Source organism: Streptomyces sp. NPDC052114 (genome assembly GCF_040680155.1).
Classification (GTDB): Bacteria; Actinomycetota; Actinomycetes; order Streptomycetales; family Streptomycetaceae; genus Streptomyces.
Genome location: NZ_JBFAWC010000014.1, coordinates 62,660 through 87,110, shown reverse-complemented (window position 1 = coordinate 87,110; position 24,451 = coordinate 62,660). Strand labels below are relative to the sequence as shown.

Genomic DNA, 24,451 nt, shown 5'->3' with positions numbered 1-24,451 from the left:
GATCCTCTGGAGGCACACATGTCGCCGCTCGTGAGGCCCGCTCTCGCCTCAGGCGGTCACGGCGGGCGAGGTCTTCTTCCGCGCGCGGTACGCCGCCGCCTTGATCTTGTTGCCGCACGACTCCATGCCGCACCACTGGCGACGCATGCCCCGGGACCGGTCGATGTAGACGCGCGTGCACTCCGGGTTGCCGCACTCCTTCAGGAGCGGGACGTCCGGGCCGCTGAGCAGTTCGACGGCCTGGCGGGCGACGGTGGCCAGGGCCTGCCCGGGGGTCGCCTCGTTGTGCCGCCCGCTGACGGAGAGCTGCGGCGTCACAGGAATCTCGCGCGCGGCCGCGTTGAGCACGGCCAGCGCCTCGCGGTCGAACTCCTCGCCGAGGCGGCGATTGGTCAGGAGCCGGTAGAGGGCCTCGCGCACGGTCGTCGCCGCCAGGACGTCCGCCTCGCCGCCGGGCGTGATCGTGTCCACGAGTCCGGACTCCAGGTACCAGGCGTTGAGCCGCTCCGGGGTCACGAACATCTCGAACCGGGCGGAGCGCCGGGCACGGAGCGTGGCCGCGAAGTCGAGGGCCGGATGTCCGCATACGAAAACATGGTCGAGATTCACCGCGCCATCGTGACAAGTGAAGGTCGGCGAGCGCAAGAATCGTCACCGCTCCGAGCGGTGTCGCCCGGAGCGGTGCGGTTACTCCAGCCTGATCTCGCGCCCCTGCCATCGCCCGCGCAGCCACCGGTCGTGGCTCGCGAGGACGATCGCGCCCGGACCGCCGCCCAGGGCGTCCTCCAGTTCGTCGCACAGGCGGGGGGAGAGGTGGTTGGTGGGCTCGTCGAGCAGCAGCATGTGGGGCGGGCGCGCCACCAGGAGGGCGAGCGCGAGGCGTCGGCGCTGCCCGACGGACAGCCACTCGACGGGTTTGTCCAGGTCACCCGCGTACAGCAGACCGAGTGAGCGAAGCGGCGTCGCCTCGGCGCGCTCCGGGCCCAGCGACTGCTCGTAGGTGTCCCGGACCGTGCGGTCGGGCCGTTCGAACACGGTGTCCTGGGCGAGCAGCCCCACCGTCAGACGTCGCCTTCGGCGCACCACACCCTCGGCGTCCAGATGTCCGGCGAGTACGGCGAGGAGCGTCGACTTGCCCGCGCCGTTGCCGCCAGTGATCAGGAGGCGTTCGGTCGCCGACACCTCCAGCGCGTCCAGCGCGAGCCGGCCCGGCACCCGGACGTCCCGCAGCGCGATCAGGGGCACGGGGTTCTCCGCCCCGTCCTCGGCCTGCGCGGCCGGCGCCCCCGCCGCGAACCGCAGCGGCCGCGGTGGCTCGCCGACCTGGGCGCGCTCCAAGTCCTCCAGGCGTCGCGCGGCATTGCGCACCCGGCGGGAGATCTGGCTCTGCACCCGCCCCGCCCGGTGGCCGTAGCCCATCTTCTCGTTGTCGCGGGGACCCCGGTCGGGCGCGACGCGGCGCGCGGTCACGCCCGCGGAGTGGCGCAGAGCCTCCAGTTCCTCCTGCTCCTCGGCGTACCGCCGTTCCCAGCGCTCTCGCTCGGCGCGCTTCTCGGTCACGTACGCGCTGTAGTTGCCGCCGTAGCGGACCGGGCCTTCCACCGCCGGGTCGAGGTCGATCATGTCGGTGCAGACGGCGTCGAGGAACGCCCGGTCGTGGCTGGCGGCCACGACGGCTCCGGGCAGGTCCCGGAGCTGCTGTTCCAGGAAGGCGGCGGCGCCGTCGTCGAGGTGGTTGGTCGGCTCGTCGAGCAGCAGGGCCGACGGCCTGCGGACGAGCAGCGCGGCCAGGGCGAGCCGCCCGCGCTGCCCGCCGGAGAGCGAGCCGAGTGTGCGGTCGTGCCCGAGCGCGCCGAGGCCGAGGCCGTCGAGGACCAGGGCCGCACGGCGGTCGGCGTCCCAGGATTCGCGGTCCTGGGCCTGTTCGAGGCGCTTGCCGTAGGTGTCGAGGAGTTCCTGATGGCCGGGGGCGTCCTCGGGGAAGTGGGCGAGCTCCTCGCCGAGCCGTTCGAGCTCCGCGAGGTCCTCGCGGGCCTCGCGCAGGGCCTCGTCCAGCACCGCGGCGATGGTCGAGGCCGTGTCGAAGGGCATCTCCTGGTGCAGGAAACCGAGGTCGGCGGGGCGCGAGACGCTTCCCGCGTCGGGTTCGTCGACGCCGGCGAGGACGCGCAGCAGGGTGGACTTGCCGACGCCGTTCTCCCCGATCAGCCCGATGCGGTGGCCGGGGGACGCGGTCAGGGAGACGCCGTCGAGGACACGTCGGCCGCCGAAGGTGCGGACGACGTCATGGGCGAGCAGAGCGGGCTGGGGCACAGGTGATCCATCCGACGTGGGGGAGTGTCGGCCCGCTGGGCACAGGGCCTCGGCGCGGGCCAGTTCACACGTCCTCGGCTCACACCTCGGGGGCTCCGGTCTCCTGGAGCGCTCCGTCGGCCAGGCGCAGCCAGCGGTTCACCCCGATCTCGGCGAGGAACCGCTCGTCGTGGCTGATCACCACGAAGGCACCCCGGTAGGAGTCGAGGGCGCTCTCCAGCTGACCCGCGCTGACCAGGTCGAGGTTGTTGGTCGGCTCGTCGAGCAGCAGCAGTTGCGGGGCCGGTTCGGCGCACAGGACGCAGGCCAGGGTGGCGCGCAACCGCTCGCCGCCGGAAAGCACCCCGACGGGAAGGTGTGCCCGCGCGCCCCGGAAGAGGAAGCGGGCGAGCAGGTTCATGCGCTCCGCCTCCGGCCGCTCGGGAGCGAACGCGGCGAAGTTCTCCGCCACGGTGCGCTCCAGGTCCAGCAGGTCGAGACGCTGCGAGAGATACGCGATCCGGCCGTCGCTGCGCCTGATCTCCGCGTCGTCAGGGGTGAGTTCGCCGGTGATCAGCCGCAACAGAGTGGTCTTTCCGGCTCCGTTGGGCCCGGTCAGCGCGATGCGCTCGGGGCCGCGGACGGTCAACTCGACGCCGCCGTCGGCGAAGACGGCCCGGTCGCCGTGGTGGACCTGCATCCCCTTGCCGAGGAAGAGGTTGCGCCCGGCGGGCACCTGCGTGTCGGGCAGTTCCAGGGTGATGCGCTGTTCCTCGCGCAGGGCGCGCCCGGCCTCGCTGAGGCGGGCCTTGGCCTCGCTGACCCGGGCCGCGTGCATCTGTCCGGCCCGGCCCGCGGACTCCTGGGCGCCGCGCTTCATGTTTCCGGCGAAGATGCGGGGCAGACCGGCGCTCTTGAGGTTGCGGGCGGCGTTGCTCTGCCGGCGCTCGGCGCGTTCACGGGCCTGCTGCATCTCCCGCTTCTCGCGCTTCAGCTCCTGCTCGGCGTTGCGGACGTTCTTCTCGGCGACCTCCTGCTCGGCGCGCACCGCCTCTTCGTACTCGGTGAAGTTCCCTCCGTAGAGCCGCAGTTCTTCGCTGCCGAGCTCGGCGATGCGGTCCATGCGGTCGAGCAGCGCGCGGTCGTGGCTGACCAGCAGCAGGCAGCCGGTGAAGTCCGTCAGTACGTCGTAGAGCTTGTGCCGGGCCGCCAGATCGAGGTTGTTGGTCGGCTCGTCGAGGAGCAGGACGTCGGGTCGCCTGAGCAGTTGGGCGGCGAGCCCGAGGGAGACGACCTGGCCGCCGCTGAGCGTGCTCAGGCGGCGGTCCAGCGCCAGATCGGCCAGGCCGAGGCGGTCGAGCTGGGCGCGGGTGCGCTCCTCGATGTCCCAGTCGTCGCCGATGACGGCGAAGTGCTCCTCGCCCACGTCACCGGACTCGACGGCGTCCAGCGCGCGGATCACCGCGGCGACGCCGAGCACCTCGGCGACCGTGAGGTCACCGGTCAGGGGGAGGCTCTGCGGGAGGTGGCCGAGCGTGCCGTTGACCGTCAACGAACCGGTGGCGGGCTTGAGTTCACCGACGATCAGCTTGAGCAGGGTGCTCTTGCCGGAGCCGTTGGGGGCGACCAGGCCGGTACGGCCGGTGGTCACGGTGAAGGACAGGTCGTGGAAGACCGGGGCGTCGTCGGGCCAGGCGAAGGAGAGGTTCGAGCAGACGACGGCGGCGTCGGACATGGAAGTGACCTCGCGGGATGTGAGGGCAGATGACAGAGCTCTGCCCTGGGCAGCGTGGGAAAAGGGGTACGACAAAGGGGCCACGGCAGCGGCGCTCGTGCAGCGCCGTCCGACGGCCGGTCACATCCGGATCTCATCCGGAGATGTCGTCTTCACCCACCACGTCTGCGACTCCTCGATCAGGCGGTCAAGCGGTCAAGGTCATTCGCAGCGTAGCAGCCGCCGGTCGCGGCGCCGAAGTATTTCCCGCGCCGAGCGCCTCCCGTGCCGGGTGCCTCCCGTGCCGAGAGTTCCCCGTGCCGAGAGTTCCCCGCGCCTGGCGCCTCCCGTGCGCAGCGCTTCCCACATATGTGTGCATCGACATGTGACCTGCCACCTGCCACCTACTGCCTGCTGCCTGTCATGCACCGAGCTTTGACCGAAACCGGCCCCACTCATACCTGATGCCCGTTGACGATCCGAATCGACCCGTGCCAGCATCGTCACCTGTTGAACCGGTGTCGCTGTCGGGATCACTCCTCGGCTCCGACGCGTGCGCTCGTGCCGCGTTCCGTGACACCTCCCTGCCCTGGCCCTGACCGGGCTTTCCGAATGTTCGCCGAATCGAGGTTCATGATGATCAACCGACGTCTTCTCCTGCGTACGAGCGGCGCCGCGGCGGCCGGTGCGCTCGGCGCGGCCGCGCTGTCCACCAGCGCAGAGGCCGCGCAGCCTGTCGTGCCGCCCGCGGGCGCCCCCGGCCCGACCGACGGCGTCACGCGCACGCTCCTCCAGGAGCACCCCTCGCCCGCCGAGGGATGGGAAGCCGTACAGACACTCGTGCGGATCCCGCGGCACAAGGAGTCGGGACGGCACAGCCATCCCGGCGTCGAGGTCGGCTACATCATCGAGGGCGACGTCCTGATGCGGTTCGACGACAGGCCGCCCCTGCGGCTGCGCACGGGCGACCCGTTCTTCATCCCGGAAGGCGTCGTCCACAACGCCGTCAATGTCGGCAAGGTGACGACGATGATGCTCTCCACGTATGTCGTCGACGAGACGAAACCGCTGGTGACCACCTACTAGGCGGCGATCAGAGGTGGTCGGCGTCGACGACCGCCTGTGCGAAAGCTGTGGGCGCTTCCTGCGGGAGGTTGTGGCCGACGTCGGCGATGGTGCGGTGGTCGTAGCGCCCGGTGAAGTGATGGCGGTAGGCCGAGCCGTCGCCGGGGGGTGTGAAGGGGTCGAGCGCCGCGTCGATGGTGACGGTGGGGACGTGGATGGAGGGCTGCGCGGCGAGCCGCTTCTCGTACCGGTCGTAGCGGGGCTCGCCCTCGACGAGGCCGATGCGCCAGCGGTAGTTGAACAGCACGATGGCCGCGTAGTCCGGATTGCGGAAGGCCTGGGCTGTGCGCTCGAACGTGGCGTCGTCGAAATCCCAGTCGGGCGAGACGAGGGTCCACACATAGCGGCACAGGGCGATGCGGTCGTCCACGTTCTCCATGGTCTTCTTGCCGCGCTCGGTGGCGAAGTACCACTGGTACCACCAGTTGTGTTCCACGGCAGGGGCGGCCGGCTCCAACTGTGCCTTGAGATCGGTGATGAGGTAACCGCTTGCGGAGACAAGGGCCTTGACGCGCTCGGGCCACAGGGCGGCGATGATGTCGGCGGTGCGCGACCCCCAGTCGAAACCGGCGAGCACCGCCTTGTCGATCTTGAGTGCGTCCATCAGGGCGATGATGTCGAGGGCGACGGCGGACTGCTCGGCGCTGCGCGGGGTGCGACCGGAAAGGAACCGGGTGCCGCCGTGCCCGCGCAGGTAGGGGACGATCACGCGGTAGCCGAGGTCGGCGAGGAGCGGGGCGACGTCGACGAAGCTGTGGATGTCGTACGGCCAGCCGTGCAGGCACAGGACGACGGGGCCGTGGGCGGGTCCGAGCTCGGCGTAACTGACGCTGAGGGAACCGGCCTTGACTCGCTTCAGGTCGCGGAACGCGGTGTGGGTGCCGGGGGCGACGACCGGCACGGTCCGGGCGGTGCCGCCGGAGGCGCCGCCCGGTCGGGACGAGGCCGTCGCGGCGGATGCCCGGCCGTGCGGGCCGGAGAGTGAGATGGCCGCCGCGCCGGTGCCGAGGCTCGCGGCCTTGCTGAACGTACGCCTGTCGATCATGGGAAACCCTCCGTCGAACGTGTCCGGTCATCCGGCCGTGCCGGGAAGCAGCCGCTCGCGTCGGCTGTGCGTGGGCGAGGCGGCGTCGGCGCAGCGACTTTGGCACACGGGCCGTCACCCGTCAAACGGGTGACGGCTTGTGGTGCGGGCGGTTCTCGGTCACTCGGCCGGGGTGTTTCGCGCGGGCGTTGCCGCTACGCCGGGACCACGCGGTAGCTCAGGGCCGCGTACGGCAGGTTGGACTGGGTGAGTGATCCGCTCGCCCACGGGGAGGCGCCGGTGCAGCCCGCTCCGGGGTACACCACCACGGACGCGGAGCCGTTGGCGATCTGGAGGGAACGGGCCGGCGTCGGCAATGTGTGGCACGTGCCGAAGTCGCCGAGGTCGACCGTCGTCGCCGTCCCCGTGCCCTGGGTGCCGGAGTAGAGATACGCCCCTTCCTGCAACGGAGGCCAGCCGGTGGCGTTCGCGGTTCCTGCCCCGAGGCCCATCAGGGCGAGGGCCATCGTTGCGGCGGCGGCGGTGGAGGCGCCGAGCTTTGCTCTGGGGGTGAACATGCGGACTTCCTTTCGCGTGCGAGGAGAACACTCGACATGTCGGCGCGACGCGTTCGGGCGAGCGCGGCCGGAGGCGAACTCTTGCAGGTTCAATCACGTGTTCACGAGAGGGGATCCAGTCACATGTGAGGGCGGGTGAGGGGTGTGGCCTGATGTCCCCCTCCGGATGTCCGCGACTCAGGCGCGTCACCATCTTGACAGGTGACGCATGCAGGGTGTGTGCTGATATCCGTCGGCGGCAGCGATGGAGGCATCGCCCGCGATCGGTGACGCAGCGAGGAGGAGGAGAGTGGCCATGAAGAGGGAACTCGGTTCATGAGCAGGGAAGTTGCGGGCGAGTCCGCCGCGGCGGCGACGCGCAGGGAGCGTTTCGGCAGCCTCCCCGAGCGCATCCGCTTCGAGGACATGACCGAAGAGGTGGAGGCCGGACACGGCGGCGGGGAGAAGGGTTCGTACGACTCGGAACGCTCGTGGAAGTACTACTCGTGCCTGGCGCTCGACATGGGGCTGTAGCCCGGACTCCGGGGGCACACCTTCACGAGGCGTGAAGCACACGTGTGCCCTCAGGCAGTGGCCTCACGCTTCGCCTCCGGCAGGTGGGCCACGGCGGCGGGGCCGTCGTGGAACATCGAGGCCAGCTGCCGGTCCTGCACCCGCGCGCCGCGCGCTTCGAGCCGCCTCCGGCCGCCGGGCAGTACACCGAACACCCGGTACCGCACGGTATTGCCCGCCAGCGCGAGCAGCAGGCCCCAGGGAAACCGGAGGCGAAGCCCCAGGTCGCGCATGCCGTCCTTGCCCATGAAAGCGGTGAGGAGGCTCGCCTGACGGGCCCGCTCATAGCGTTGGTGGAGGCGCTCGACGGCGGGACCGCGGTGCCCGAAGCCACGCTCGGCCTGCGCGTCGAGGGTCAGCCGGGCCAGATCCCGGCCGGCCTGGGTCTGCCCGGCGGCGGCCAGCAGGATGTGGTGGTTCCAGCGGTGCCGGACGCTCTCGACGTCGGTCAGCCACTCCGGCGCGACGCCCATCAGCCAACCCACGTACCGCCACAGGTGCATGAGGTCGTCCCGCTGCCCGCGGGTCAGCCGTACCCCGAGCCCGAGACAGCCGACGATGACGGTCGCGTCGAAGAGCCCGAGCGTGCCGGCCTGATTGACGGGAAGGCCCCAGCGCTCCGTGTCCCAGCGCGGTTCGAAGCGGGCGTTGACCAGGGCGTGCATGGCGCGCACATGGACCGTGAGGCGCCAGCCCTCGGCGCCGGGACGCAACCCTCCGGCCCGGGTGACGGCATGCGTCCACTTGGTCGTCTCGCCGAGACGCCGCAGGGTCGTCCCGCCCGTCAACCCGCCGGTCAGCACCAGGAGATCGGCCGGCCCACCGAAGCGGTAGCCGCCGATCAGGGACAGCAGGGTCAGCACGTCGCCGCTGTTGCGGCCCAGATAGCGGTACGCCGCGCCGCCGCGCTCGATCCGCTCCCAGTCCACCCAGTCGGGCACGGTCGTCGCGTGATCGCAGAACGCCCGCAGCGCGGGCGGCAGATCGCGCGGTACGTCGGGGGCCGCGCGCAGCGCCTCGCCGATCTGCGCGTGCGTGACCCGGCCCGGATCGCCGGCCGGCCGTCGCATCGCCTCGGCGAGGGCGGCGCCCAGTTCGTCGCGCTGGAGGAGAGCGTCCCCCACCCGTTCCATCAGCGCCTCGTCGACGTCCTTGTCGACGTCGGCGAGGAGGAACAGCCCGCGGGCGATCCTGCGGCCGCGCTCCTCGGCCTCCCGGAAGCGACGGGGAAATCGCGCGGTGCCACGGACCTCGCCTCTCTGCGTCATGCATTCCTTTGTAACGCGAACATTTACTCGCATACAATTCGCGTCATGCGGAAGCAGCCCCGGCAGGAGCGGTCCCGGCAGATGGTGGAGCGGATCGTCGCGGCAGGGCGGTCGGTACTGGCCCGCGACGGCTACGCGCGCTTCGTGACCACGCGGGTCGCGGACGAGGCGGGCATCAGCCCCGGCTCCCTCTACCAGTACTTTTCCAACAAGGACGAACTGCTCGCCGTCCTCATGGAGCGGTACTGGGCGGAGACGGGCGACCGGGTGACGGCCGCGCTGGCCGACCGGCTCACCGAGCCGCCCGAGCGGCTGATCCCCAACGCGGTGGAAGCGCTGCTGTCCGCGCTCGAACACGACTCGCAACTGCTTCGCGTTGTGACCGAGGAGGTCCCGCCCCGGTACAGCGAGGTCCATCTGCACGCTCTGCGGCGCCGCATCCAGGACCTGGGCTCGGCCTACCTCGCGGGGCGCGCGCCGGGGGAGCGGAGCGGGGCGACCCGGTCCTGGGTGCTGGTCGCCGCGATGGAGGCGCTCAGCGTCCGCTGGGTCCTCGAACGGCCCGCCATTCGGCGCGAGGAACTGGTCGAGGAGCTCACCGCGCTGGCGACGAACTACATGGCCGGTTCCGCTCGGTCTCCCCGACCCGCATCGTCTGCGTGACCTGAGTCCCTGAATTCCCTGAGCTCTCCGAGTCCTCCGAGTTCCCTGAGCGACCGCGGCCACTGAGCGCCCGTCCCAGACGGGCGTTCCAGGGGATACGTGTTTCAGCAGGTCAGAGGCGATGTGAGCGTTCCACCGTCCCGAGTTGCCCGCGAGATCTTTGCAAGTGGTCCTGCGGCTGGTTCTCATCTCTCTCGCGTGCCGTCCGGCACGCACACGCAATGCAGAGGGAACCCATGAAGTTCAAGCGCACCGCTCTCCGCTCGACGGCCGCCGGCCTCACGCTGGTCGCCGCTCTGGCCCTGACGGCCTGCAACGACGACGACGGCACGGCACAGGGCGCCCCTTCGGCCGCGTCCAGCGGATCCTCTTCGGGCGGTGGTTCGGAGTCGGGCGGGGGTTCCGGCTCGGGCGGTTCGGAGCAGGGCGGGGACAAGGACTCCGGGGGGCAGGGCACGAGCGCCGGGAGCGGTTCTGACGCGACCGGCAAGATGGGCAAGTGCCGTACGGACGCTCTGGACATCACGGCGTCGGACAGCACGATCGACGGCGACCCCGAGGCCTCCGTCGCGGTGACGATGAAGAACGGCGGGGGCCGGGACTGCACGATGTCGGGGTTCGCGGGCGTCGACCTGAAGACCAGCGAGGGGGATCTGTCCGCGAAGCGCAGCGGTGCGCCGGCCGAGCAGATGGTCCTCAAGGACGGGGAGGCGGTGTCGTTCGGCATCACCTACCCGATGAACGACTCGGGTGGCTCCGGGGTCAGCGTCACCGGGCTCGTGGTGACCCCGCCGGGCGAGACGAAGTCGTTCAGTCTCGAATGGCCGGGCGAGGACACCCTGCCCGTCACGGACGGTGCGGGCTCCCCGGTGAAGGTCGGCCCGATCGGCAGCGCGGGGCAGGGCGGGGCGAGCTGACCCTGCTCTCGTCGGCCCGCTCGGAGTTCCGGGCGGGTCAGGGCCGGGGTTCGGATGAGGACGGCCGGACTTCGGGCGAGGATGCCGGGCGGGCGAGCGTGCGGTGCACGGGTGGGAGGCCCTTCAGGAGACCGGGACACGCGGTGTCCAGGACGTGGGCGGAGGGTGTGAACAGAGCGCCGGCGAGGGCGGGGAGGTCGGCGGGACGGTGCCATTCCCAGCGGTGGATCAGGTGGGGCTCCGTCACGGTGGGGGTGCCCCGGTGTCCGGTGACGCGGACGGCGGCGGTCAGGCGCAGGACGCCGTGGGTGGTGTCCATCAGGACGGCGAGCACCTGGGCGTCGTCCGCCGAGGCCGCCAGCCCGGTCTCCTCGGCCAGTTCGCGTACGGCTGCCTGCTCGAAGGACTCGCCCGGGTCGGGCTTGCCGCCGGGCAGCTCCCACACCCCGTGCACGGAACGCCCCAGCAGTACGCGGCCGTGCTCGTCGGTGACCACGACACCCGCGCCGATGAGTCCCTGTGGCGTGGGCCGCCCCCGGTCGGCGAAGGACACGGGGGCGGGGGAGGGCTCCCGGAGCGTCAGTACGGCCATGCCGTCGACGTCGACCCGATCGGCGGTGCCCCAGCCGGCGGTGAGCAGAGCGATCTCCTCTTCGTCGAGGGCGATGTCGCGACGGTCGGCGGGGAGGGCGCTCGCGAGCGGGGTGATGACGCAGACTGTGCCGCCGGGGCGCAGAAGTTCGCGCAGGCGGTTCAGCAGCCAGGTGCGGTTGGCGAGGAAGGCGTAGCTGAGACGGAAGGTGATCAGGTCGTACGTGGCGTGGGGCAGGTCGGCGAGGCTGTCGTGTTCGATGTCGTGGCGCAGGAAGCGCAGGTCCGCTCCTGGCGGGGTCTGAGCGGCGGCGATGTCGATGGCCGAATCCGCGTAGTCGACGGCGTCGACCGCGTACCCCATCTCGTGCAGATGGCGGGCCAGTTCGCCCAGGCCGCAGCCCACGTCCAGGGCGACAGCGGGCCGCTTCGGGCGCAACTGGGCATCCAGCGCGGCGCGTTCGTCCTCGGTCAGGGGCCGGAATTTCTTGCCGTCGGCGTAGTGGTCGTGCCATTCGGCCTGTTCCGTGTATCCCACGTGGGCGGCTCCCTAGTCTCCGGACAGAGCGACAGGGTCCTCATTCTCGCCGAGTGCCACGGTCGTGGTGATCCGGGTGGCGGCGGGAGCGCGCGGCACGGAGCCGAACCCGAAGCGGACGGCCGGTTCGACCGGTGCGAGGGAGCCGAGGTCCTCGCCCTCGAAGACCGCCTCCAGAGCGGAGACCGGTAGCAGGTCCTTCGCGCCGTACCACTCACGGCGGCCTTGACCGGCGGTGCCACGGGTACGTACGCCTGCCAGCAGTACGCGGGCGGGCACATCGGTCAGCGCGCTCCACGCCGGACGACCGGCGAGCGGACCGGGCACGGCCCGCAGCAGCAGCCCCAGAGGCCCGCGTCGGCCGGTGGTGAAACGCAGGTCGAGCGGTCCCGCCGCGACCGTCCATGTGACGTCCGCGACGCGGACGCCGACCGGCAGGACACGGACCGCGTCGAACATGTACGTGCGGCGGATGAAGTCGGCGATCCCCTGCGTGGGAGCCAGCAACAGCCGCTCGCCGTCCGGCCGTTCGACCATGAGGTCACTGAACGCCCCGAAGGGTGAACGCTGCCAGTGCCCGAGCACGATCCGTGTGCCGGAGGACGTCCCGAGGCCCACGATCCAGCCGTCGAAACGCAGCCGAGCGGACCTGTCCTTGCCGGTGAAGAGCCCAGTCGTACGTGCCACAAGGCCCCAGAGTAGGCGGAGCGACGACCGTCGGCGATCAGAGCGCGCCGGTGGTCCACCCCTGCGAAAGACGGACGACCGCGGTGCCGCCGCCCAGGTCCACCGTCGTCCTGTCGGGCGGCGCGCCGTTCCGCGACCACGGCTGCCTGGAGGTGGTGGTCGAGGACAACCTGGCTGCACCTGACGGCAGCGGAAGGGCCGCCTCGGAGGGGGACTCCGACGCGGCCCCGATGGATGCGGCTACTTCAGGCCGCGGTCCAGCGTGTTGAACAGGAGGTTGTTCGACGTGTCTCCGGACATCTCCCAGATCATGCCGCCGAGCAGGCCCTTGGACTTGATGTACTGGGTCTTCTTCTCGATGGACCAGGGGTCGTCGAAGGACCACCACTGGCCGTTCGCTCCGGTGTAGCCGTAGGTGGAGATGGACTGCTCGTCGTGGTAGACGGTCAGGTTCGGGAAGGCGGCGACGAGGTTGTCGTAGCCGCGGGTGCCCGCCTCCTCCTGGAACTGGCCCGGCGCGGCGCCGTTCGCGCTCTGCCATTCGCCGTGCGCGCCGCCGTCGGCGACCTGCTGCCAGCCGCGCCCGTAGAACGGGAAGCCGATGGTCAGCTTGCGCGGCTTGATGCCCTGATCGGTGTACGCCTTCACGGCGTCGTCGATGCTGAAGTCACTGGCGTACGGGCTCTGCGCGTCCTTGTACAGGTTGGCCTGGTGGCCGGTGCGGTTGGGTTCCCAGGAGTTGTCGCTGCCCGCGCCGTGGAAGTCGTATCCCTGGACGTTGCCGAAGTCCAGGTACTTGAAGACCTCCTTGAGGTCCCAGCCGTCGTTGATCTTCTTGGCGTCGGCCGGGGTGAACGCGGTGAGCAGGCGGTGGCTGCCGCCGAGCGCGTCGAGCTGCTTGCGGAACTCGGCGATCAGCGCGGTGTTGTTGGCCTTGTCGTCCGTGCTCCAGTGGTTGCCGGGGTGTCCGTCCGGCGAGCCGGGCCACTCCCAGTCCAGGTCGAAGCCGTCGAAGATGCCGGCGGCGACGCCGTCACCGCCAGCGCCGTTGTACGCGGGCAGATTGCCCTTGATGTACATGTCGATGCAGGACTTGACGAACTTCTTCCGCGACTCGTCCGTCTTGGCGACATCGGAGAAGTACTTGGAGTACGTCCAGCCGCCGAGCGAGACGAGCACCTTGAGCTGCGGGTGCTTGGCCTTGAGCTTCTTCAGCTGGTTGAAGTTGCCGCGCAGCTTGCCCCAGCCGTCGTCCGCGACGCCGTCGACGGACTGCCCGGCGGGGAAGGCCCGGCCGTAGTCGGCCTCGGCGTCCCCGGCCCCGTCGCCCTGGTTGGGGTCCTGCGGGTTCTGCGTGGTGCCCTTGGTGACACCGTTGAGGCAGGTCAGGTTCTTGGGGTCGATGTTGGCGAAGGCGTAGTTGATGACGTCGAGTTTCGCCGCGGCGCCGGACGTCTCCAGGTCCCGTACGAAGTACTGCCGGCCGTAGATGCCCCACTGCACGAAGTAGCCGACCTTGGCGTAACCGCCCTGTCCGACGGCCTCCTTGGTGGTGACGGACAGGGTGTTGCTCGCGGGGGACGCGTTGTCGGCCGCGTCCCGCGCCTTGACGGTGAAGGAGTACTCCGTGTCGGGCGCGAGTCCGGTCACCGTGCTGGTGAGGGTGTCGGCGGGCAGGCTCTCCACGAGGGTCGTGCCGCGGTAGACGTCGTACGCGGCGACGCGCTGGTTGTCGGTGGCCGCGTCCCATGCGAGCTTCACGGTGCTCGAAGTGACTTCGCCGGTACGGAGGTTGCGGGGCGCGGTGGGCGGCACGGTGTCGGTCGCCGGGTCCACGGTGGTCGCGCTGACGGGAGGGCCGGCCTCGCCGGTGTTGCCGCGCGAGTCCTTGGCCCGGACGCTGAACTGGTAGGCGGTCGCCGGTTCCAGGCCGCGCACCGTGGCCTGGGTGGTGGCGCTGGCCGCCACGACGGTGGTCCCGCGCAGCACCTCGTACGAGGTGACGGGGAAGTCGCCCTGTACGGCCGCCGTCCACTTGAGGCTGACCGTACGGGCGGTGGCGTCGGCGACACTGAGGCCGGTGGGGGCCTTCGGGGGCACCGCCGCGGTGCCGTCGCACTTGTCGCCGTTGATGAGGCAGCCGGTGGGCGGCTTGAGCTGGCCGCTGCCTCGGAAGCTGTAGCTGTACGGTTCGGTATCACGGCCCGCCGGGACGCGGGCGTTGTAGTACGCGGGCGTCACGACCACGTGCCTGCCCTTGACCTCGGCGGTGCCGTGGGTGTGATCGCTGATGGTGACGCCGTCGGGCAGGTCGAACTCCAGGGACCAGGTGTCGACGGCGGTGTCACCGCTGTTCTTCACGATGAACTTGCCGCTCCAGGACGTGCCGCTGCCCTCGCTGACGAAGGTGGCGGTGAGCTTGGCGGCCGCGTGGGCGGGGGCGGCGAGCGAGGTGAGTCCGGCCAGCGCGAGTGCGAGCACGGCGAGGACGGCGATGAGGCGTCGGGGTGAGGCCAGGACCTCGCGAGGTCTGGCTGCGGATCTGAGTGGGGACACGGCTCTCCTTGGGGGAGGTGAGGCGTCCGTCCGTGCCGGGCCTGCCGAGGCCGGGGCGTTCGGGCTGGTCGGGAGGCACTCCTTCGGTTCGCGTCCGTGTGTCCGCCGCCGCCGGCGGTGTACGAGGGCGGCGGTGGATGCGGGAACGGTCCGATGGGACGGGGGTCGGACGCGCTTCCTGCGGTACAGACCTCTTAGAGAACCACCCTCCGTGGGCATGTCAACGCGGACGCAAGGGCCCTGGACCGTACCAATTCGGCGGCGCCGGACACTCCGCCACGCTCCCGCGCCCGCAATGGACTGGACCAACCCGGCGAGATTTTGCTTCGGCTTGACCCCAGTGGAACCCCAGTAGAACCCCAGTGGAAAGGCCACGGACCGATCGGGGTCCGGGGCGTTCGGCACGCATCGCACGGAGCCGGTGTCCGCACGGTGACGTCGTACTTGTGCAGGGTGGCGGGCTCCTCAGCCTGAAGGGGGATGTCTGATCGGGCGCGACCGGGTCACCTACGGGCCGCCGTGGCGGAGGGCAGTTCGGCGAAGCGGTCGCGGTACTCGCTGGCGAAGCGGCCGAGGTGCGAGACACCCCATCGGTAGGCGATGGTGCCGACGGGGTCGGTGGAAGCGAGGATGTCCTCACGAATCCGGTCGAGCCGCAGGTTGCGTACGTAGGACAGGGGCGAGAGGCCGAGCCGGTCGCGGAATGCGGAACTGAGGGTCCGCGGGCTGCAACCCGCGGCCTCGGCGATGGCGTCGAGGCCGATGCGCTCGGCGAGGTTCGCTTCGATGAACGCGAGGGCCGCCCGCAAGGGGCGCGGGTGGCCGGTGCGCGGACCGTCGCGCAACTCGCCGGTGTGCGAGTGCGGTTGGGCCAGGAGCAGGGCGGTGACCAGGCAACGCAGCTGGCTGCGCTGCATCTCCGCGCGCTGGAACAGAGGGTCTTCGGAGTCCAGTTGTTCAAGGAGGGAGTGGACCAGTAGCCGTACCGCTCTGCCCTTGGGCTCGGCCAGGTCGAGGGCGAAGTCGAAGCGCACGGTGGACACCGGCGGACGCCCGGTCAGCGCGGCGAACTCCTGGTCGACCAGGGCGGCATCGATCCGCAGGCCCAGGAACCGCGTGCTCCTGCCGCGCAGGGGCCGCAGCTCCTGGGTGTCCCCGGGGTTGGCGACTCCCGCCGTCGCCTCGTCGAGGGTCGCCCGCAGTCCGCCGCACGATGCCGAGAGGGCGCCGGAGACACCGATGTTGACGAAGTAGGAGCCGCGGTGACGGCCCTCGGCCGAGGCGACGCGCACGTCGAGCGGCGAGGCGAAGCAGCCCACCGCGAAGTCGTGCGCGGCGACGCCCCGCAGTTCGTGAACGCCGCCGCACAGCTCGCCCAGGGGCGAGGTGGCGATCGAACCGCCGAACAGGCGGGTGGCGGCGTTGAGCAGGTCGGCGGGGTTCCGGGAGCTGGTGATGAGGTGGTTGCGCAGCGGCGTCGGCACGGTGGTGGGGTACCTCCCTGGGTCCTGAGGCCTGAGCTCTGAGTCCTCAGTCCTGAGGCCTGAGTCGGCGGGCGCCCATTGTCGGCTTGCCGGTCGCCGGGTTCCGTCGCGGACGTACGGATCCAGCCGCACTGATCGGGTCGTACCGATCGGGTCGTACCGATCCCGTTGTACGGATCCGGTCGTACCGACCCAGTCCCGCGAGCCGCGGAGGCGCCCTTCGCGCCGGACGACTACGCGGGCTCGGCCATGAGCCGGTGGCAGGAGTCGGCCAGTGGATACGCCTCCTGGTGTCGCCGCGCCTGCTCCAGGCCGACGATCGACACCGAGGTCTCCACGAGCGATCGGCACCGACGCGTTCGCCGGTCGACGAACGCGTCGAGCCCCGCGCCGACAGACCCGTGCCGCGCGAGTTCCTGGGCCAGCACCAGCCCGTCCTCGACGGCCAGGGCGGCTCCACTGGCCATCTGCGGTGCGGGCGCATGCGCGGCGTCACCGATGACCACGCCGTTGCCCCGGTTCCAGGCGCCCTCCAGGAGCGCCGTGAACACCGGGCGGCGTACCACCGATTCCGACGCGCGCACCAGGGAGCGGATCTCCTCCACCCGGCCCGGGAAGGGCTCGAGCAGGTGCCGCAGACGCGGGGCGAGTTCGGCGTCGGGCAGGACGCTCGGCTCCACTCCGTTCTCCGTCAGGAACACGTATGCCTGCCTGTCCGAGAGGGGTACGAGGCCGGCCGTGTCGGCGGTCCCGGCGAACTGGTGGATCCCGGTGGCCCACGCCGGGCGGGGCACCAGGGCACGCCAGACCATCTGGCCGTGAAAGGCGAGCGGGGCCTCAAGCCCCAGCAGGCCCCGCACCGACGAGCGGATCCCGTCCGCGCCCACCAGCAGGGCGACCCTCCGCACCGACCCGTCCGACAACCGCACGCGGACCGACTCCCTCTCCTGGTCCACCGCGACAACGGTCACTCCGTGGTGTATCACTGCACCGCACCGCTCGGCTTCCGCGCGCAGGACGCGGTGCAGTACGGGACGCGCGATGCCGGCCATCGCCGGTCGCCGCGCACCGATCAGGCGCGGCAACTCGACCTCGCCCGCCGACTCGCCCGCCACGTCCATGTGCGTGATCGTGCTCATCCCGTAGCCCTCGGCCAGACACGTGTCCGCAAGTCCCAGCCGGTCCAGCGCGCGCAGCGAAGGACCGGTCAGGCACAAGCCCCACCCGGAAGGTGCCTCCGGCGGGCCGATCTCGGCGATCTCGACGTGCCATCCGTCGCGCGCCAGGGCGGTGGCCGCTGTCAGTCCGGCCACGCCCGCACCCACGATCACGGCCGTCCGTGCACCGCGACACCTGCCCATGTACGCCTCCAAAGCGCCGATTTCTTCGAAACCGTAGGGCGCGTAGGGGCTCCGGCTCATCCGAATCGGGCGGCGGTCATCCGCTGTCGGCAAGGGATCAGTCCGAAAGTCTCACGCAGCGTCGGACGTGACCGTGTCCCCCCGCGACCGCTCGCGCCAGATCAGGCGACTTCCCAGGCGGCCTCGACCATCTGGAAGATCTCGTCCACGGCGGCCTGCGGGTCGGCCGCCTCGCGGGCCAGCGCATAGGCGTCGATGACGAACCTCGCGATCGTCCGGCAGGCCGTCGCGCTCTGCGGCAGGTCGGGATCGGCGACGAGGGCCGTGGCCAGCGACTCCGCGTGGCGCAGCCGCATCGACTCCTCGTACTCCCGCAGGGCGCGTGACTCGTCGATCATGCGGTAGACCGGGGCCGAGCCGTCGGCCGTGCAGTGCCGGACCATGGCCCGGATCTGATCGCGCAGCGCGGGGACGAGCGGCTCGTGCGGGGCCCGGCCGGTGACCGCCTGGACGAGGCGCTGCTCGAAGTCCTGGTCCTGCTCGAAGACCAGGGCCTCCTTCGAGGCGAAGTGGGAGAAGAGCGTGGTGACGGCCACGTCGGCCTCGGCGGCGACGTCTCGGATGCCCACCGCGTCGTACCCGCGTTCCAGGAAGAGCCGTAGCGCGGTGTCGGCGATCTTCTGGCGGGTCGCGGCCTTCTTGCGCTCACGGCGCCCGGTCGGCGTGGTCATGTCCTGACGCTATCAGGTGCACATCGCTAACGGTTTCGAAACCCTAACGGTTCTAAAACACTAACCGTTAGTGTTACGGTCGGCGGCATGAAGAGAGTGAGCTTCGCCGAGTTCGGCGGTCCGGATGTCCTGCACCTCACCGACGCCGAGGAGCCCCACGTGGGCCCCGGCCAGATACGCGTCGCCGTACGGGCGGCGGGCGTGAACCCGGTCGACTGGCGGATCCGGGAAGGCCAGTTCCAGAAGGTCCGCCCGATCGCCTTGCCTGCCGGAGTGGGGCAGGACGCCTCCGGAGTCGTGGACGAGGTCGGCGCGGGTGTCGACGGGGTGGCGGTCGGCGACCATGTGTTCGGGCGAGGTGTGAACACCTACGCCGAGTTCGCCGTGCTGTCGGCATGGGTGCCGATGCCCGAGGGCCTGACCTTCGAGGAGGCGGCCGGGTACCCCTCCGTGGTGGAGACCGCGCTGCGCATCCTCCGCGAGGTCGGCGTGCGGCCAGGGCAGACGCTGCTGGTCAGCGGCGCCTCCGGGGGAGTCGGATCGGCGGCGCTGCAGATCGCCCGGGACCGCGGCATCACCGTGATCGGCACGGCCGGGGCCGCGAACCAGGACTACCTGCGGAGCCTGGGCGCCCTCACCACGACGTACGGCGAGGGGTGGACGGACCGGGTGCGGCGGCTCGGCCCGGTCGACGCGGCGCTCGACCTGGCGGGCTCGGGCGTGATCCGCGAGCTCGTCGAACTGACCGGGGACGCGCAGAAGGTCATCTCCATCGCCGACCTCGGCGCACCGGATCTCGGGGTCCGGTTCTCCGGCGTGACCGGGAACGTGCCGGCCGCCCTCACCGTGGCCGCCGACCTCATCGCGCGAGGAAAGCTCCACATTCCGGTCGAGAAGACGTACGCGCTCGTCGAGGCGGCGGCCGCGCACGCCGACAGCCAGGCCGGACATACGCGCGGGCGCCGGGTCATAGCGGTCTGAGGCGTAGTTGTCGGGGCGGGGGTCGGGGCGAGTGCCGGCGGGTGTCGACGGGCCTTGGCGCGTGCCAGCGGGTGTCAGCGCGTGCCGGCGGGTGCTGCCGGGGCGAACGGCCCGGCGGGCAGCCGTTGTTCAGCCCTCCCGTCCCGCTGTCCGCCCTTCCACCCTTCCGCCCTTTCGTCCTTCCGTCCGTCTGCGCTTCCAGTGCCGCTGCCTGCCGGGCGGTCCACCCGCCCGGCAGGTATGCGGCACACCGAGACACCCAAGGAGCCTCATGCACACACCTGTCACGATCATCGGCGCCGGACTCGGCGGTCTCGTCCTGGCCCGCGTCCTGCACCTCCACGGCATCCCGGCCACGGTCTACGAGGCGGAGCCGTCCGCGGCGGCGCGTTCGCAGGGCGGGATGCTCGACATCCACGAGCGCAACGGCCAACTCGCCCTCGACGCAGCCGGTCTGATGGACGAGTTCCGCGGCCTCATCCTGGAGGGCCGACAAGCGATACGTCTGGTCGGCCGCGACGGAACCGTCCTGTTCGACAAGCCGGACGACGGCACGGGCGCGAGCCCGGAGGTGCAGCGCGGCGAGCTGCGCCGGATCCTGCTCGACTCGCTCCCCGTCGGAACCGTCCGATGGGGCCACAAGGTCACTGGAGTCCGTGCCATCACCGAGGGTCGCCACGAGGTGACCTTCGAAGGCGGCGCAACCGTCGTCACGAGCCTGCTGGTCGGCGCGGACGGCGCATGGTCACGCGTACGGCCGCTGCTTTCCGATGCCACACCCGCATACGTCGGCCGGTCCTTCGTCGAGACCCACCTGCACGATGCCGACACCCACCACCCGGCCACCGCGAAGGCGGTCGGCGGCGGGACACTCGTCGCGCTCGACCCGGACGCCGACGGCAAGTGGTTCGTGGTGCACCGGGAACGGGGCGGGACCCTTCACGCGTACATCACGCTCACCAAGCCGCTGGACTGGTTCGACACCATCGACTTCACCGATGGCGCCGCGTCCACCGCGCGGATCGCGGAGGAGTACGCCGGCTGGGCGCCGGAACTGACGGCACTGATCACCGCCGACCGGAGCACGCCGGTCTTCCGTCCCCTCCATGCCCTGCCGGTCAGGCACCGCTGGAACCGGGTGCCGGGCGTGACCCTGCTGGGCGACGCCGCCCATCTCTCGACACCCAACGGCGAAGGCGCGGGCCTCGCGATGCAGGACGGCGCCGAGCTCGGAAAGGCCATCGCCGCGCACCCCGACGACATCGAGACCGCGCTCGCCGCGTACGAACGAGGCCTGTTCCCCCGCGGGGCCGAGGCCGCCGCCGCGGTCGCCCACGATCCCACGCCCCAGGAGATGCTCGCGTTCTTCACGGGCCGGGGGCGGGAGGGAATCTGACGGTGCCGCGGAGGCGAGCGCCTGCGATCGCTTCGGTTCGGCGCCAGGTGTCAGCGCCACTGGTTGTTGCTGGTGTGGTCGCCGGCGAGCCAGCGGGCGAGGTCGGCGTGTGCCGTGGCGCGCCGCTCGTCGTCGATCTTCTCCACGTCGGGGTGGTCGACGGCGAACTCCAGTATCAGCCCGTTGGGGTCCGTGACATACAGCGAGACGCAGTACCCGTGGTCGATCACGTGGGCGTTCGTCTCCGCACGGCCGGCCGTGGTGATGCGCTCGCGCATGGCTTCCTGGGCCGCCGCATCGATCTTGAAGGCGACGTGGCGTATGGGGGTGGAATTGATGTCGGTCTTGAACTCCGCCTGGTCCTTGGGGTCGGCGAACTGGAAGAAGGCGAGTGCGCTGCCGTCGGCCAGGCCGTAGAGGGTGTGGCTGTAGACGCGTTCGGTCCCGGACAGCACCTCTCGCTCGGTCCACGTGGCCACCAGGGGCAGGCCGATCACGTCCTCGTAGAAGCGCCGGTTGGCTTCCTGGTCGTCGGTGATCCAGGCGTGGTGGTGGAGGCGGAGCGGCAGGGTCTGGCTCATCTCGGGTCATCTCCGTTGGTCAGAAGGGGTGTTGGGTCGGGTACCTGGGTGGTCGCCGACGCTCCGACCAGCATGCGCCTGAAATAGGTTGAATGTTAAATCAAATCAAGCCATGGTGTGCCCGGCGAGATGCCGACCGGCCGTCGGTCGGCCTGCGAGGCCGGAAACGGGTGACTGGTGTTGACCGGGGCGGGGCCCCCGGGGGTTCATCCGTGCCAGGGCGGGCCGTCTGCCCGGCGTGAGTGGAGCCGCGCACTGCGAGGGCTCTGACCTGGCCCGATGCGGCACTCTTCCGCTCTGTGTCCCGTAGGGCGGTCGCCAGATGGCCGACATTGGCCCGGTGCGCCGACGGTGGCGAGAAAGGGCTGAGCGGCAATCGACATGGGGTGGCATCCCGACAGGAGGGCCTGCGACCGCCCGGCGGCCGGGCCGTTGAGCCGGATGGGACCCGGCCTGCCGCAGGGTATGGAGCCGGCCCCCGACGACGCCGTCGTCGAGGGCCGGTCGCCCCGGTCACGGGCTGCCGTGGCGGATCCCGTGGGATCACTCCTGGCTCTGGTCGTACCGAGTGATCAGCGCAGTCCGGCGAAGAGGTCGTTCTCGGGTACGGGCGCGCCGGTGGTGTCCTGGACGCGTACGAACGTCTCCATGCCCATGAACTCGCCGAACCTCTCCTTGCCCATCCTGAGGAAGAAGATGTTCTCGCCCTGGCTGGCGTGCGCGGCCAGTGCGTCGAACTTCTGGCCGCTGAACGCGGTGGTGTCCACCCACGTCGTGACCTCGTCGTCGGGGAGACCGATCTTGGCCATCGCGGCGGTCTCGGCAGGATCCGGTTCCGGCATGTCCTCGTGGAACTCGCGCATGATCTCCCCGAACCGCTGCATCGACGAGCGCGGCATCGTCGTCCAGTACACCTTCGGCGTCAGCTCGGTCATCTCCAGCGCCGCCATCGTGATGCGGTGGGCCTGGATGTGGTCGGGGTGGCCGTAGAAGCCGTTCTCGTCGTAGGTGACGACCACATCGGGCCGGTAGTGCCGCATCAGGTCCGCGAGCCGGGCGGCGCCCTTCTCCACGGGGGTCTGCCAGAAGGAACCGGGGGCGTCATTGCTCGGCCAGCCCATCATCCCGGAGTCGGCGTAGTCCAGCATCTCCAGATCGCTGATCTTCAGGACGTCACAGCTCGCCTCGAGTTCCTGACGACGCATCACGGCGACGGCCGACGGGTCGTGCCCGGGATCGCCCGGCTTGGCACCTCCCGCCCCGTCACCGCAACCGCCGTCGGTACACGTCACCAGAACCGTGCGGATTCCTTCCGCCGCGTATCGCGCGAGGACTCCTCCGGTTCCGGTGGCCTCGTCGTCGGGGTGGGCGTGCACTGCCATGAGCGTCAAAGGCCGGTCGGTCATGAAAGGTCCTCCTGCGGAAGTACGTCTTGGTCCGGGTGCGCGGCGGGCGTACCGCGATCCTGGGATCCGGCACCTGTCGGACAGGACGACCGTGGGGTCATTCTGTCCGCGCCCGTAAAGTGCCGGCCCCTCGGACGGTGCAACAGCGCTGGCCGGACCTGGTGTTCCCGCCGTGGTCGACCTTTGATCCGCGACCCTCCGGAGCCCGGGGCGCGCTGTCGTGTGCTGGCGCAGAGACCGCTGTCGGCCGGGGCGGCGACCTCACCGGCGCGTCAGGCACGGCCCTAGGCGGCGTACGGCCATAGGGGCGGCGTACGGCAGGACCCGGATCGTCCGGGCTCATCCATCGGGCTCCGCCTCGTCGAGGACGGCCTCGACGAGGAAGGGAGCACCGGAGCGGTAGCCGTGCCGCAAGGCCTCCACGAGTTCCGTACTCGTGGTGACGCGACGGGAGGGGACTCCCATGGACTGCCCCAGCGCGCAGAAATCGACCGCAGGCCGGGTCAGGTCCATTCCCAGGAGGTGCCGGGCTCCCGGTTCGCGGTGGTGCCAGTTGTCCTTCAGGACGCGGTACTCGCGGTTGTTGGCGACGACGAAGCCGATCGGCAGCCCCAAGTGCGCCGCGGTCCACAGGGATTGTGGGCAGTACATCGTCGCGCCGTCGCCGATCGTGCACAGCACTCGTCCGCCCGGGTGGGCCAGGCTGACGCCGACGGCGGCGGGCATGGCCCAGCCGAGGCCGCCCGAGACCCACTGGTACCGGTTGGCCTCGTCCAGGCGCAGGGCCGCGCGAATGCTGCGCGCGGCGTGCGGTGCCTCGTCGACGACCACGGTGTCCTCGGGAAGCGCGGCAGCCAGGGCTCCTGACAGAGCCTCCAGGTCAAGTGAGCCGTCCTTCGGGCAGGTTGGTGCGGGGGCCGTTGCCCGGATGTGGTCCTGGGAGGGCAGCGCTGCGATCAGGGCGCGCAGCGTGGGCCGGAGGTGTCCGTGCAGAGCGCGGTCGACCGGGGTGTCGAGGCCGGGGCCTGCCGGGTCGGCGGTGATCTGGACGACGTGGGTGTCCTCGTCCAGCAGCGGGCCGGGGGCGTAGGGGTAGTAGAGCGGGAAGGTGCGGGATCCCGCGACGAGCACCAGCCGGAACGGCGCGAGCGCGGCGCGGATGCCCGGCAGATGCGTGGGCAGATAGCCGCGCCACAGCGGGTGCGCGGTCGGGAAGGGGTTGGTGGCGGGCCAGCCGGAGCCCCACACCGGCACGCCGAGGGCTTCGGCGAGGGCCACCCCCTCGGCGGGGGCGTGGCGCGCCAGCTCGTCCCCGAAGACCAGCGCGATGTCGTCGGCCGGGGTTTCGTTGAGCAGTTTGGCGAGGTCGTCCGTCGGCGCGGCGGCGGCGTACTGGATGGTCGTGCGGCGGGGCGGGGGCGGACCGACCTCGTCCAGCAGGTTCATCGGCAGCGACACGAAGGCGGGCCCGGCCGGGGGCGCTTGCGCGATGCGGAAGGCGTGGCGCAGGACTTCGCCGAGCTCCTCGCGGGTGCTGACCTCGTGGGCCCACTTGACGGTGGCCGTGGCCATGCCGGTCAGATCGCCCGCGAGCACCGGGTCGCGGATGAGGTGGCGCAGATCCTGCTGGCCCGCGGTGACCACCATCGGTACGCGGGCGGCCGCGGCATTGGTCAGAGCGCCGATGCCGTTGCCCAGTCCGGCCGCGGCGTGCAGATTGACGAAGGACGGACGGCCGGTGATGCGGGCATGGCCGTCCGCCATGGCCACCGCGGAGGCTTCTTGCAGCGCGAGGACGTAGGAGATGTCGTGCTGGTCGGCCAGCTGCTGGATCAGGGGGAGTTCGGTGGTCCCGGGGTTGCCGAAGACGTGGTCGACGCCTTCGTCCCGAAGAACGCGCAGCACGAGTTCGGCGCCGCTCGGGCGCGCTGAATCGACGTCAAGTGTCGTCATGAGAGCTCCAGATGGAGGGTGGGGGGAATGCCCTGCGCCCCGAGCAGCCGGGG

Annotated in this window: 22 protein-coding genes; 6 read left to right on the top strand and 16 right to left on the bottom strand. The window is 70.9% G+C overall.

The annotated features are described in order from the left end of the window. Positions 1 to 48 precede the first annotated feature (48 nt). The 3 genes from AB0L89_RS28610 to abc-f form a co-directional block, all read right to left on the bottom strand. Positions 49 to 609, bottom strand: a complete 561-nt coding sequence (locus tag AB0L89_RS28610; RefSeq protein WP_365146821.1) for a CGNR zinc finger domain-containing protein — start codon at positions 607 to 609, stop codon at positions 49 to 51. A gap of 78 nt (positions 610 to 687) precedes the next feature. Then, entirely contained in the window at positions 688 to 2,313 is a 1,626-nt protein-coding gene (locus tag AB0L89_RS28605) for an ATP-binding cassette domain-containing protein (RefSeq protein WP_365146818.1), read from the bottom strand. 79 nt (positions 2,314 to 2,392) lie between these two features. Further along, entirely contained in the window at positions 2,393 to 4,027 is a 1,635-nt protein-coding gene (abc-f, locus tag AB0L89_RS28600) for a ribosomal protection-like ABC-F family protein (protein WP_365146815.1), read from the bottom strand. Positions 4,028 to 4,639: 612 nt separating this feature from the next. On the opposite strand from abc-f, the gene AB0L89_RS28595 reads away from it, so the two are divergent. Then, positions 4,640 to 5,092 (top strand): cupin domain-containing protein, encoded by a 453-nt coding sequence (locus AB0L89_RS28595; RefSeq protein WP_365146812.1) that lies wholly within the window; start codon positions 4,640 to 4,642, stop codon positions 5,090 to 5,092. Positions 5,093 to 5,099: 7 nt separating this feature from the next. Here AB0L89_RS28595 and AB0L89_RS28590 read toward each other — a convergent pair whose 3' ends face one another. Both AB0L89_RS28590 and AB0L89_RS28585 read right to left on the bottom strand, forming a co-directional pair. Then, complete coding sequence (locus AB0L89_RS28590; protein ID WP_365146809.1) at positions 5,100 to 6,176, bottom strand: alpha/beta hydrolase; 1,077 nt, start codon at positions 6,174 to 6,176, stop codon at positions 5,100 to 5,102. A gap of 194 nt (positions 6,177 to 6,370) precedes the next feature. Next, positions 6,371 to 6,733, bottom strand: coding sequence for a hypothetical protein (locus tag AB0L89_RS28585; protein WP_365146806.1), 363 nt, complete (start codon positions 6,731 to 6,733; stop codon positions 6,371 to 6,373). 315 nt (positions 6,734 to 7,048) lie between these two features. On the opposite strand from AB0L89_RS28585, the gene AB0L89_RS28580 reads away from it, so the two are divergent. Then, positions 7,049 to 7,246 carry a hypothetical protein gene (locus AB0L89_RS28580; protein ID WP_365146803.1) on the top strand — a complete coding sequence of 66 codons (198 nt, stop codon included), beginning with the start codon at positions 7,049 to 7,051 and terminating at the stop codon, positions 7,244 to 7,246. Between the two features lie 50 nt (positions 7,247 to 7,296). Here the strand turns inward: AB0L89_RS28580 and AB0L89_RS28575 are convergent, their stop codons facing one another. Next, positions 7,297 to 8,553: an oxygenase MpaB family protein gene (locus AB0L89_RS28575; RefSeq protein ID WP_365146800.1), complete on the bottom strand. Its 1,257-nt coding sequence runs from the start codon at positions 8,551 to 8,553 to the stop codon at positions 7,297 to 7,299. Between the two features lie 45 nt (positions 8,554 to 8,598). Here AB0L89_RS28575 and AB0L89_RS28570 point away from each other — a divergent pair, with 45 nt between their 5' ends. Both AB0L89_RS28570 and AB0L89_RS28565 read left to right on the top strand, forming a co-directional pair. Further along, a complete protein-coding gene (locus tag AB0L89_RS28570; RefSeq protein ID WP_365146797.1) occupies positions 8,599 to 9,216 on the top strand; it encodes a TetR/AcrR family transcriptional regulator in 618 nt (205 codons plus the stop codon). 236 nt (positions 9,217 to 9,452) lie between these two features. Next, positions 9,453 to 10,133: a DUF4232 domain-containing protein gene (locus tag AB0L89_RS28565; RefSeq protein ID WP_365146794.1), complete on the top strand. Its 681-nt coding sequence runs from the start codon at positions 9,453 to 9,455 to the stop codon at positions 10,131 to 10,133. Positions 10,134 to 10,170: 37 nt separating this feature from the next. Here the strand turns inward: AB0L89_RS28565 and AB0L89_RS28560 are convergent, their stop codons facing one another. The 7 genes from AB0L89_RS28560 to AB0L89_RS28530 form a co-directional block, all read right to left on the bottom strand. Further along, a complete protein-coding gene (locus tag AB0L89_RS28560) occupies positions 10,171 to 11,262 on the bottom strand; it encodes an NUDIX domain-containing protein (RefSeq protein WP_365146791.1) in 1,092 nt (363 codons plus the stop codon). 12 nt (positions 11,263 to 11,274) lie between these two features. Continuing rightward, entirely contained in the window at positions 11,275 to 11,949 is a 675-nt protein-coding gene (locus AB0L89_RS28555) for a hypothetical protein (RefSeq protein ID WP_365146788.1), read from the bottom strand. Positions 11,950 to 11,986: 37 nt separating this feature from the next. Beyond that, positions 11,987 to 12,118: a hypothetical protein gene (locus AB0L89_RS28550; protein WP_365146785.1), complete on the bottom strand. Its 132-nt coding sequence runs from the start codon at positions 12,116 to 12,118 to the stop codon at positions 11,987 to 11,989. A gap of 71 nt (positions 12,119 to 12,189) precedes the next feature. Further along, complete coding sequence (locus AB0L89_RS28545; protein ID WP_365147246.1) at positions 12,190 to 14,466, bottom strand: glycosyl hydrolase family 18 protein; 2,277 nt, start codon at positions 14,464 to 14,466, stop codon at positions 12,190 to 12,192. Positions 14,467 to 15,008: 542 nt separating this feature from the next. Beyond that, on the bottom strand, positions 15,009 to 15,989 hold the full coding sequence (locus tag AB0L89_RS28540) for an AraC family transcriptional regulator (RefSeq protein ID WP_365146782.1): 981 nt from the start codon (positions 15,987 to 15,989) through the stop codon (positions 15,009 to 15,011). A gap of 233 nt (positions 15,990 to 16,222) precedes the next feature. Further along, a complete protein-coding gene (locus tag AB0L89_RS28535) occupies positions 16,223 to 17,350 on the bottom strand; it encodes an FAD-dependent monooxygenase (RefSeq protein ID WP_365146779.1) in 1,128 nt (375 codons plus the stop codon). A gap of 161 nt (positions 17,351 to 17,511) precedes the next feature. Beyond that, positions 17,512 to 18,081: a helix-turn-helix domain-containing protein gene (locus tag AB0L89_RS28530; protein ID WP_365146776.1), complete on the bottom strand. Its 570-nt coding sequence runs from the start codon at positions 18,079 to 18,081 to the stop codon at positions 17,512 to 17,514. A gap of 87 nt (positions 18,082 to 18,168) precedes the next feature. Between AB0L89_RS28530 and AB0L89_RS28525 the strand changes: the two genes are divergently transcribed. Both AB0L89_RS28525 and AB0L89_RS28520 read left to right on the top strand, forming a co-directional pair. Next, positions 18,169 to 19,062 carry an NADP-dependent oxidoreductase gene (locus tag AB0L89_RS28525; RefSeq protein WP_365146773.1) on the top strand — a complete coding sequence of 298 codons (894 nt, stop codon included), beginning with the start codon at positions 18,169 to 18,171 and terminating at the stop codon, positions 19,060 to 19,062. Between the two features lie 271 nt (positions 19,063 to 19,333). Beyond that, complete coding sequence (locus tag AB0L89_RS28520) at positions 19,334 to 20,458, top strand: NAD(P)/FAD-dependent oxidoreductase (RefSeq protein ID WP_365146770.1); 1,125 nt, start codon at positions 19,334 to 19,336, stop codon at positions 20,456 to 20,458. 50 nt (positions 20,459 to 20,508) lie between these two features. Here AB0L89_RS28520 and AB0L89_RS28515 read toward each other — a convergent pair whose 3' ends face one another. The 3 genes from AB0L89_RS28515 to AB0L89_RS28505 form a co-directional block, all read right to left on the bottom strand. Continuing rightward, positions 20,509 to 21,039, bottom strand: a complete 531-nt coding sequence (locus tag AB0L89_RS28515) for a VOC family protein (RefSeq protein WP_365146767.1) — start codon at positions 21,037 to 21,039, stop codon at positions 20,509 to 20,511. Positions 21,040 to 21,611: 572 nt separating this feature from the next. Further along, positions 21,612 to 22,445, bottom strand: a complete 834-nt coding sequence (locus tag AB0L89_RS28510; protein WP_365146764.1) for a PIG-L family deacetylase — start codon at positions 22,443 to 22,445, stop codon at positions 21,612 to 21,614. A 339-nt stretch (positions 22,446 to 22,784) separates the two neighbouring features. Further along, positions 22,785 to 24,398, bottom strand: a complete 1,614-nt coding sequence (locus AB0L89_RS28505) for a thiamine pyrophosphate-binding protein (RefSeq protein WP_365146761.1) — start codon at positions 24,396 to 24,398, stop codon at positions 22,785 to 22,787. Between the last annotated feature and the right edge of the window lie 53 nt (positions 24,399 to 24,451).

Bases quoted from the DNA above. Each gene is read 5' to 3' on its own strand.
- AB0L89_RS28525 (WP_365146773.1), top strand. From the start codon at position 18,169: ATGAAGAGAGTGAGCTTCGCCGAGTTCGGCGGTCCGGATGTCCTGCAC.
- AB0L89_RS28595 (WP_365146812.1), top strand. From the start codon at position 4,640: ATGATGATCAACCGACGTCTTCTCCTGCGTACGAGCGGCGCCGCGGCG.
- AB0L89_RS28535 (WP_365146779.1), bottom strand. From the start codon at position 17,350: ATGGGCAGGTGTCGCGGTGCACGGACGGCCGTGATCGTGGGTGCGGGC.
- AB0L89_RS28585 (WP_365146806.1), bottom strand. From the start codon at position 6,733: ATGTTCACCCCCAGAGCAAAGCTCGGCGCCTCCACCGCCGCCGCCGCA.
- AB0L89_RS28520 (WP_365146770.1), top strand. From the start codon at position 19,334: ATGCACACACCTGTCACGATCATCGGCGCCGGACTCGGCGGTCTCGTC.
- AB0L89_RS28570 (WP_365146797.1), top strand. From the start codon at position 8,599: ATGCGGAAGCAGCCCCGGCAGGAGCGGTCCCGGCAGATGGTGGAGCGG.
- AB0L89_RS28590 (WP_365146809.1), bottom strand. From the start codon at position 6,176: ATGATCGACAGGCGTACGTTCAGCAAGGCCGCGAGCCTCGGCACCGGC.
- abc-f (WP_365146815.1), bottom strand. From the start codon at position 4,027: ATGTCCGACGCCGCCGTCGTCTGCTCGAACCTCTCCTTCGCCTGGCCC.
- AB0L89_RS28530 (WP_365146776.1), bottom strand. From the start codon at position 18,081: ATGACCACGCCGACCGGGCGCCGTGAGCGCAAGAAGGCCGCGACCCGC.
- AB0L89_RS28505 (WP_365146761.1), bottom strand. From the start codon at position 24,398: ATGACGACACTTGACGTCGATTCAGCGCGCCCGAGCGGCGCCGAACTC.
- AB0L89_RS28515 (WP_365146767.1), bottom strand. From the start codon at position 21,039: ATGAGCCAGACCCTGCCGCTCCGCCTCCACCACCACGCCTGGATCACC.
- AB0L89_RS28565 (WP_365146794.1), top strand. From the start codon at position 9,453: ATGAAGTTCAAGCGCACCGCTCTCCGCTCGACGGCCGCCGGCCTCACG.
- AB0L89_RS28580 (WP_365146803.1), top strand. From the start codon at position 7,049: ATGAGCAGGGAAGTTGCGGGCGAGTCCGCCGCGGCGGCGACGCGCAGG.
- AB0L89_RS28510 (WP_365146764.1), bottom strand. From the start codon at position 22,445: ATGACCGACCGGCCTTTGACGCTCATGGCAGTGCACGCCCACCCCGAC.
- AB0L89_RS28575 (WP_365146800.1), bottom strand. From the start codon at position 8,553: ATGACGCAGAGAGGCGAGGTCCGTGGCACCGCGCGATTTCCCCGTCGC.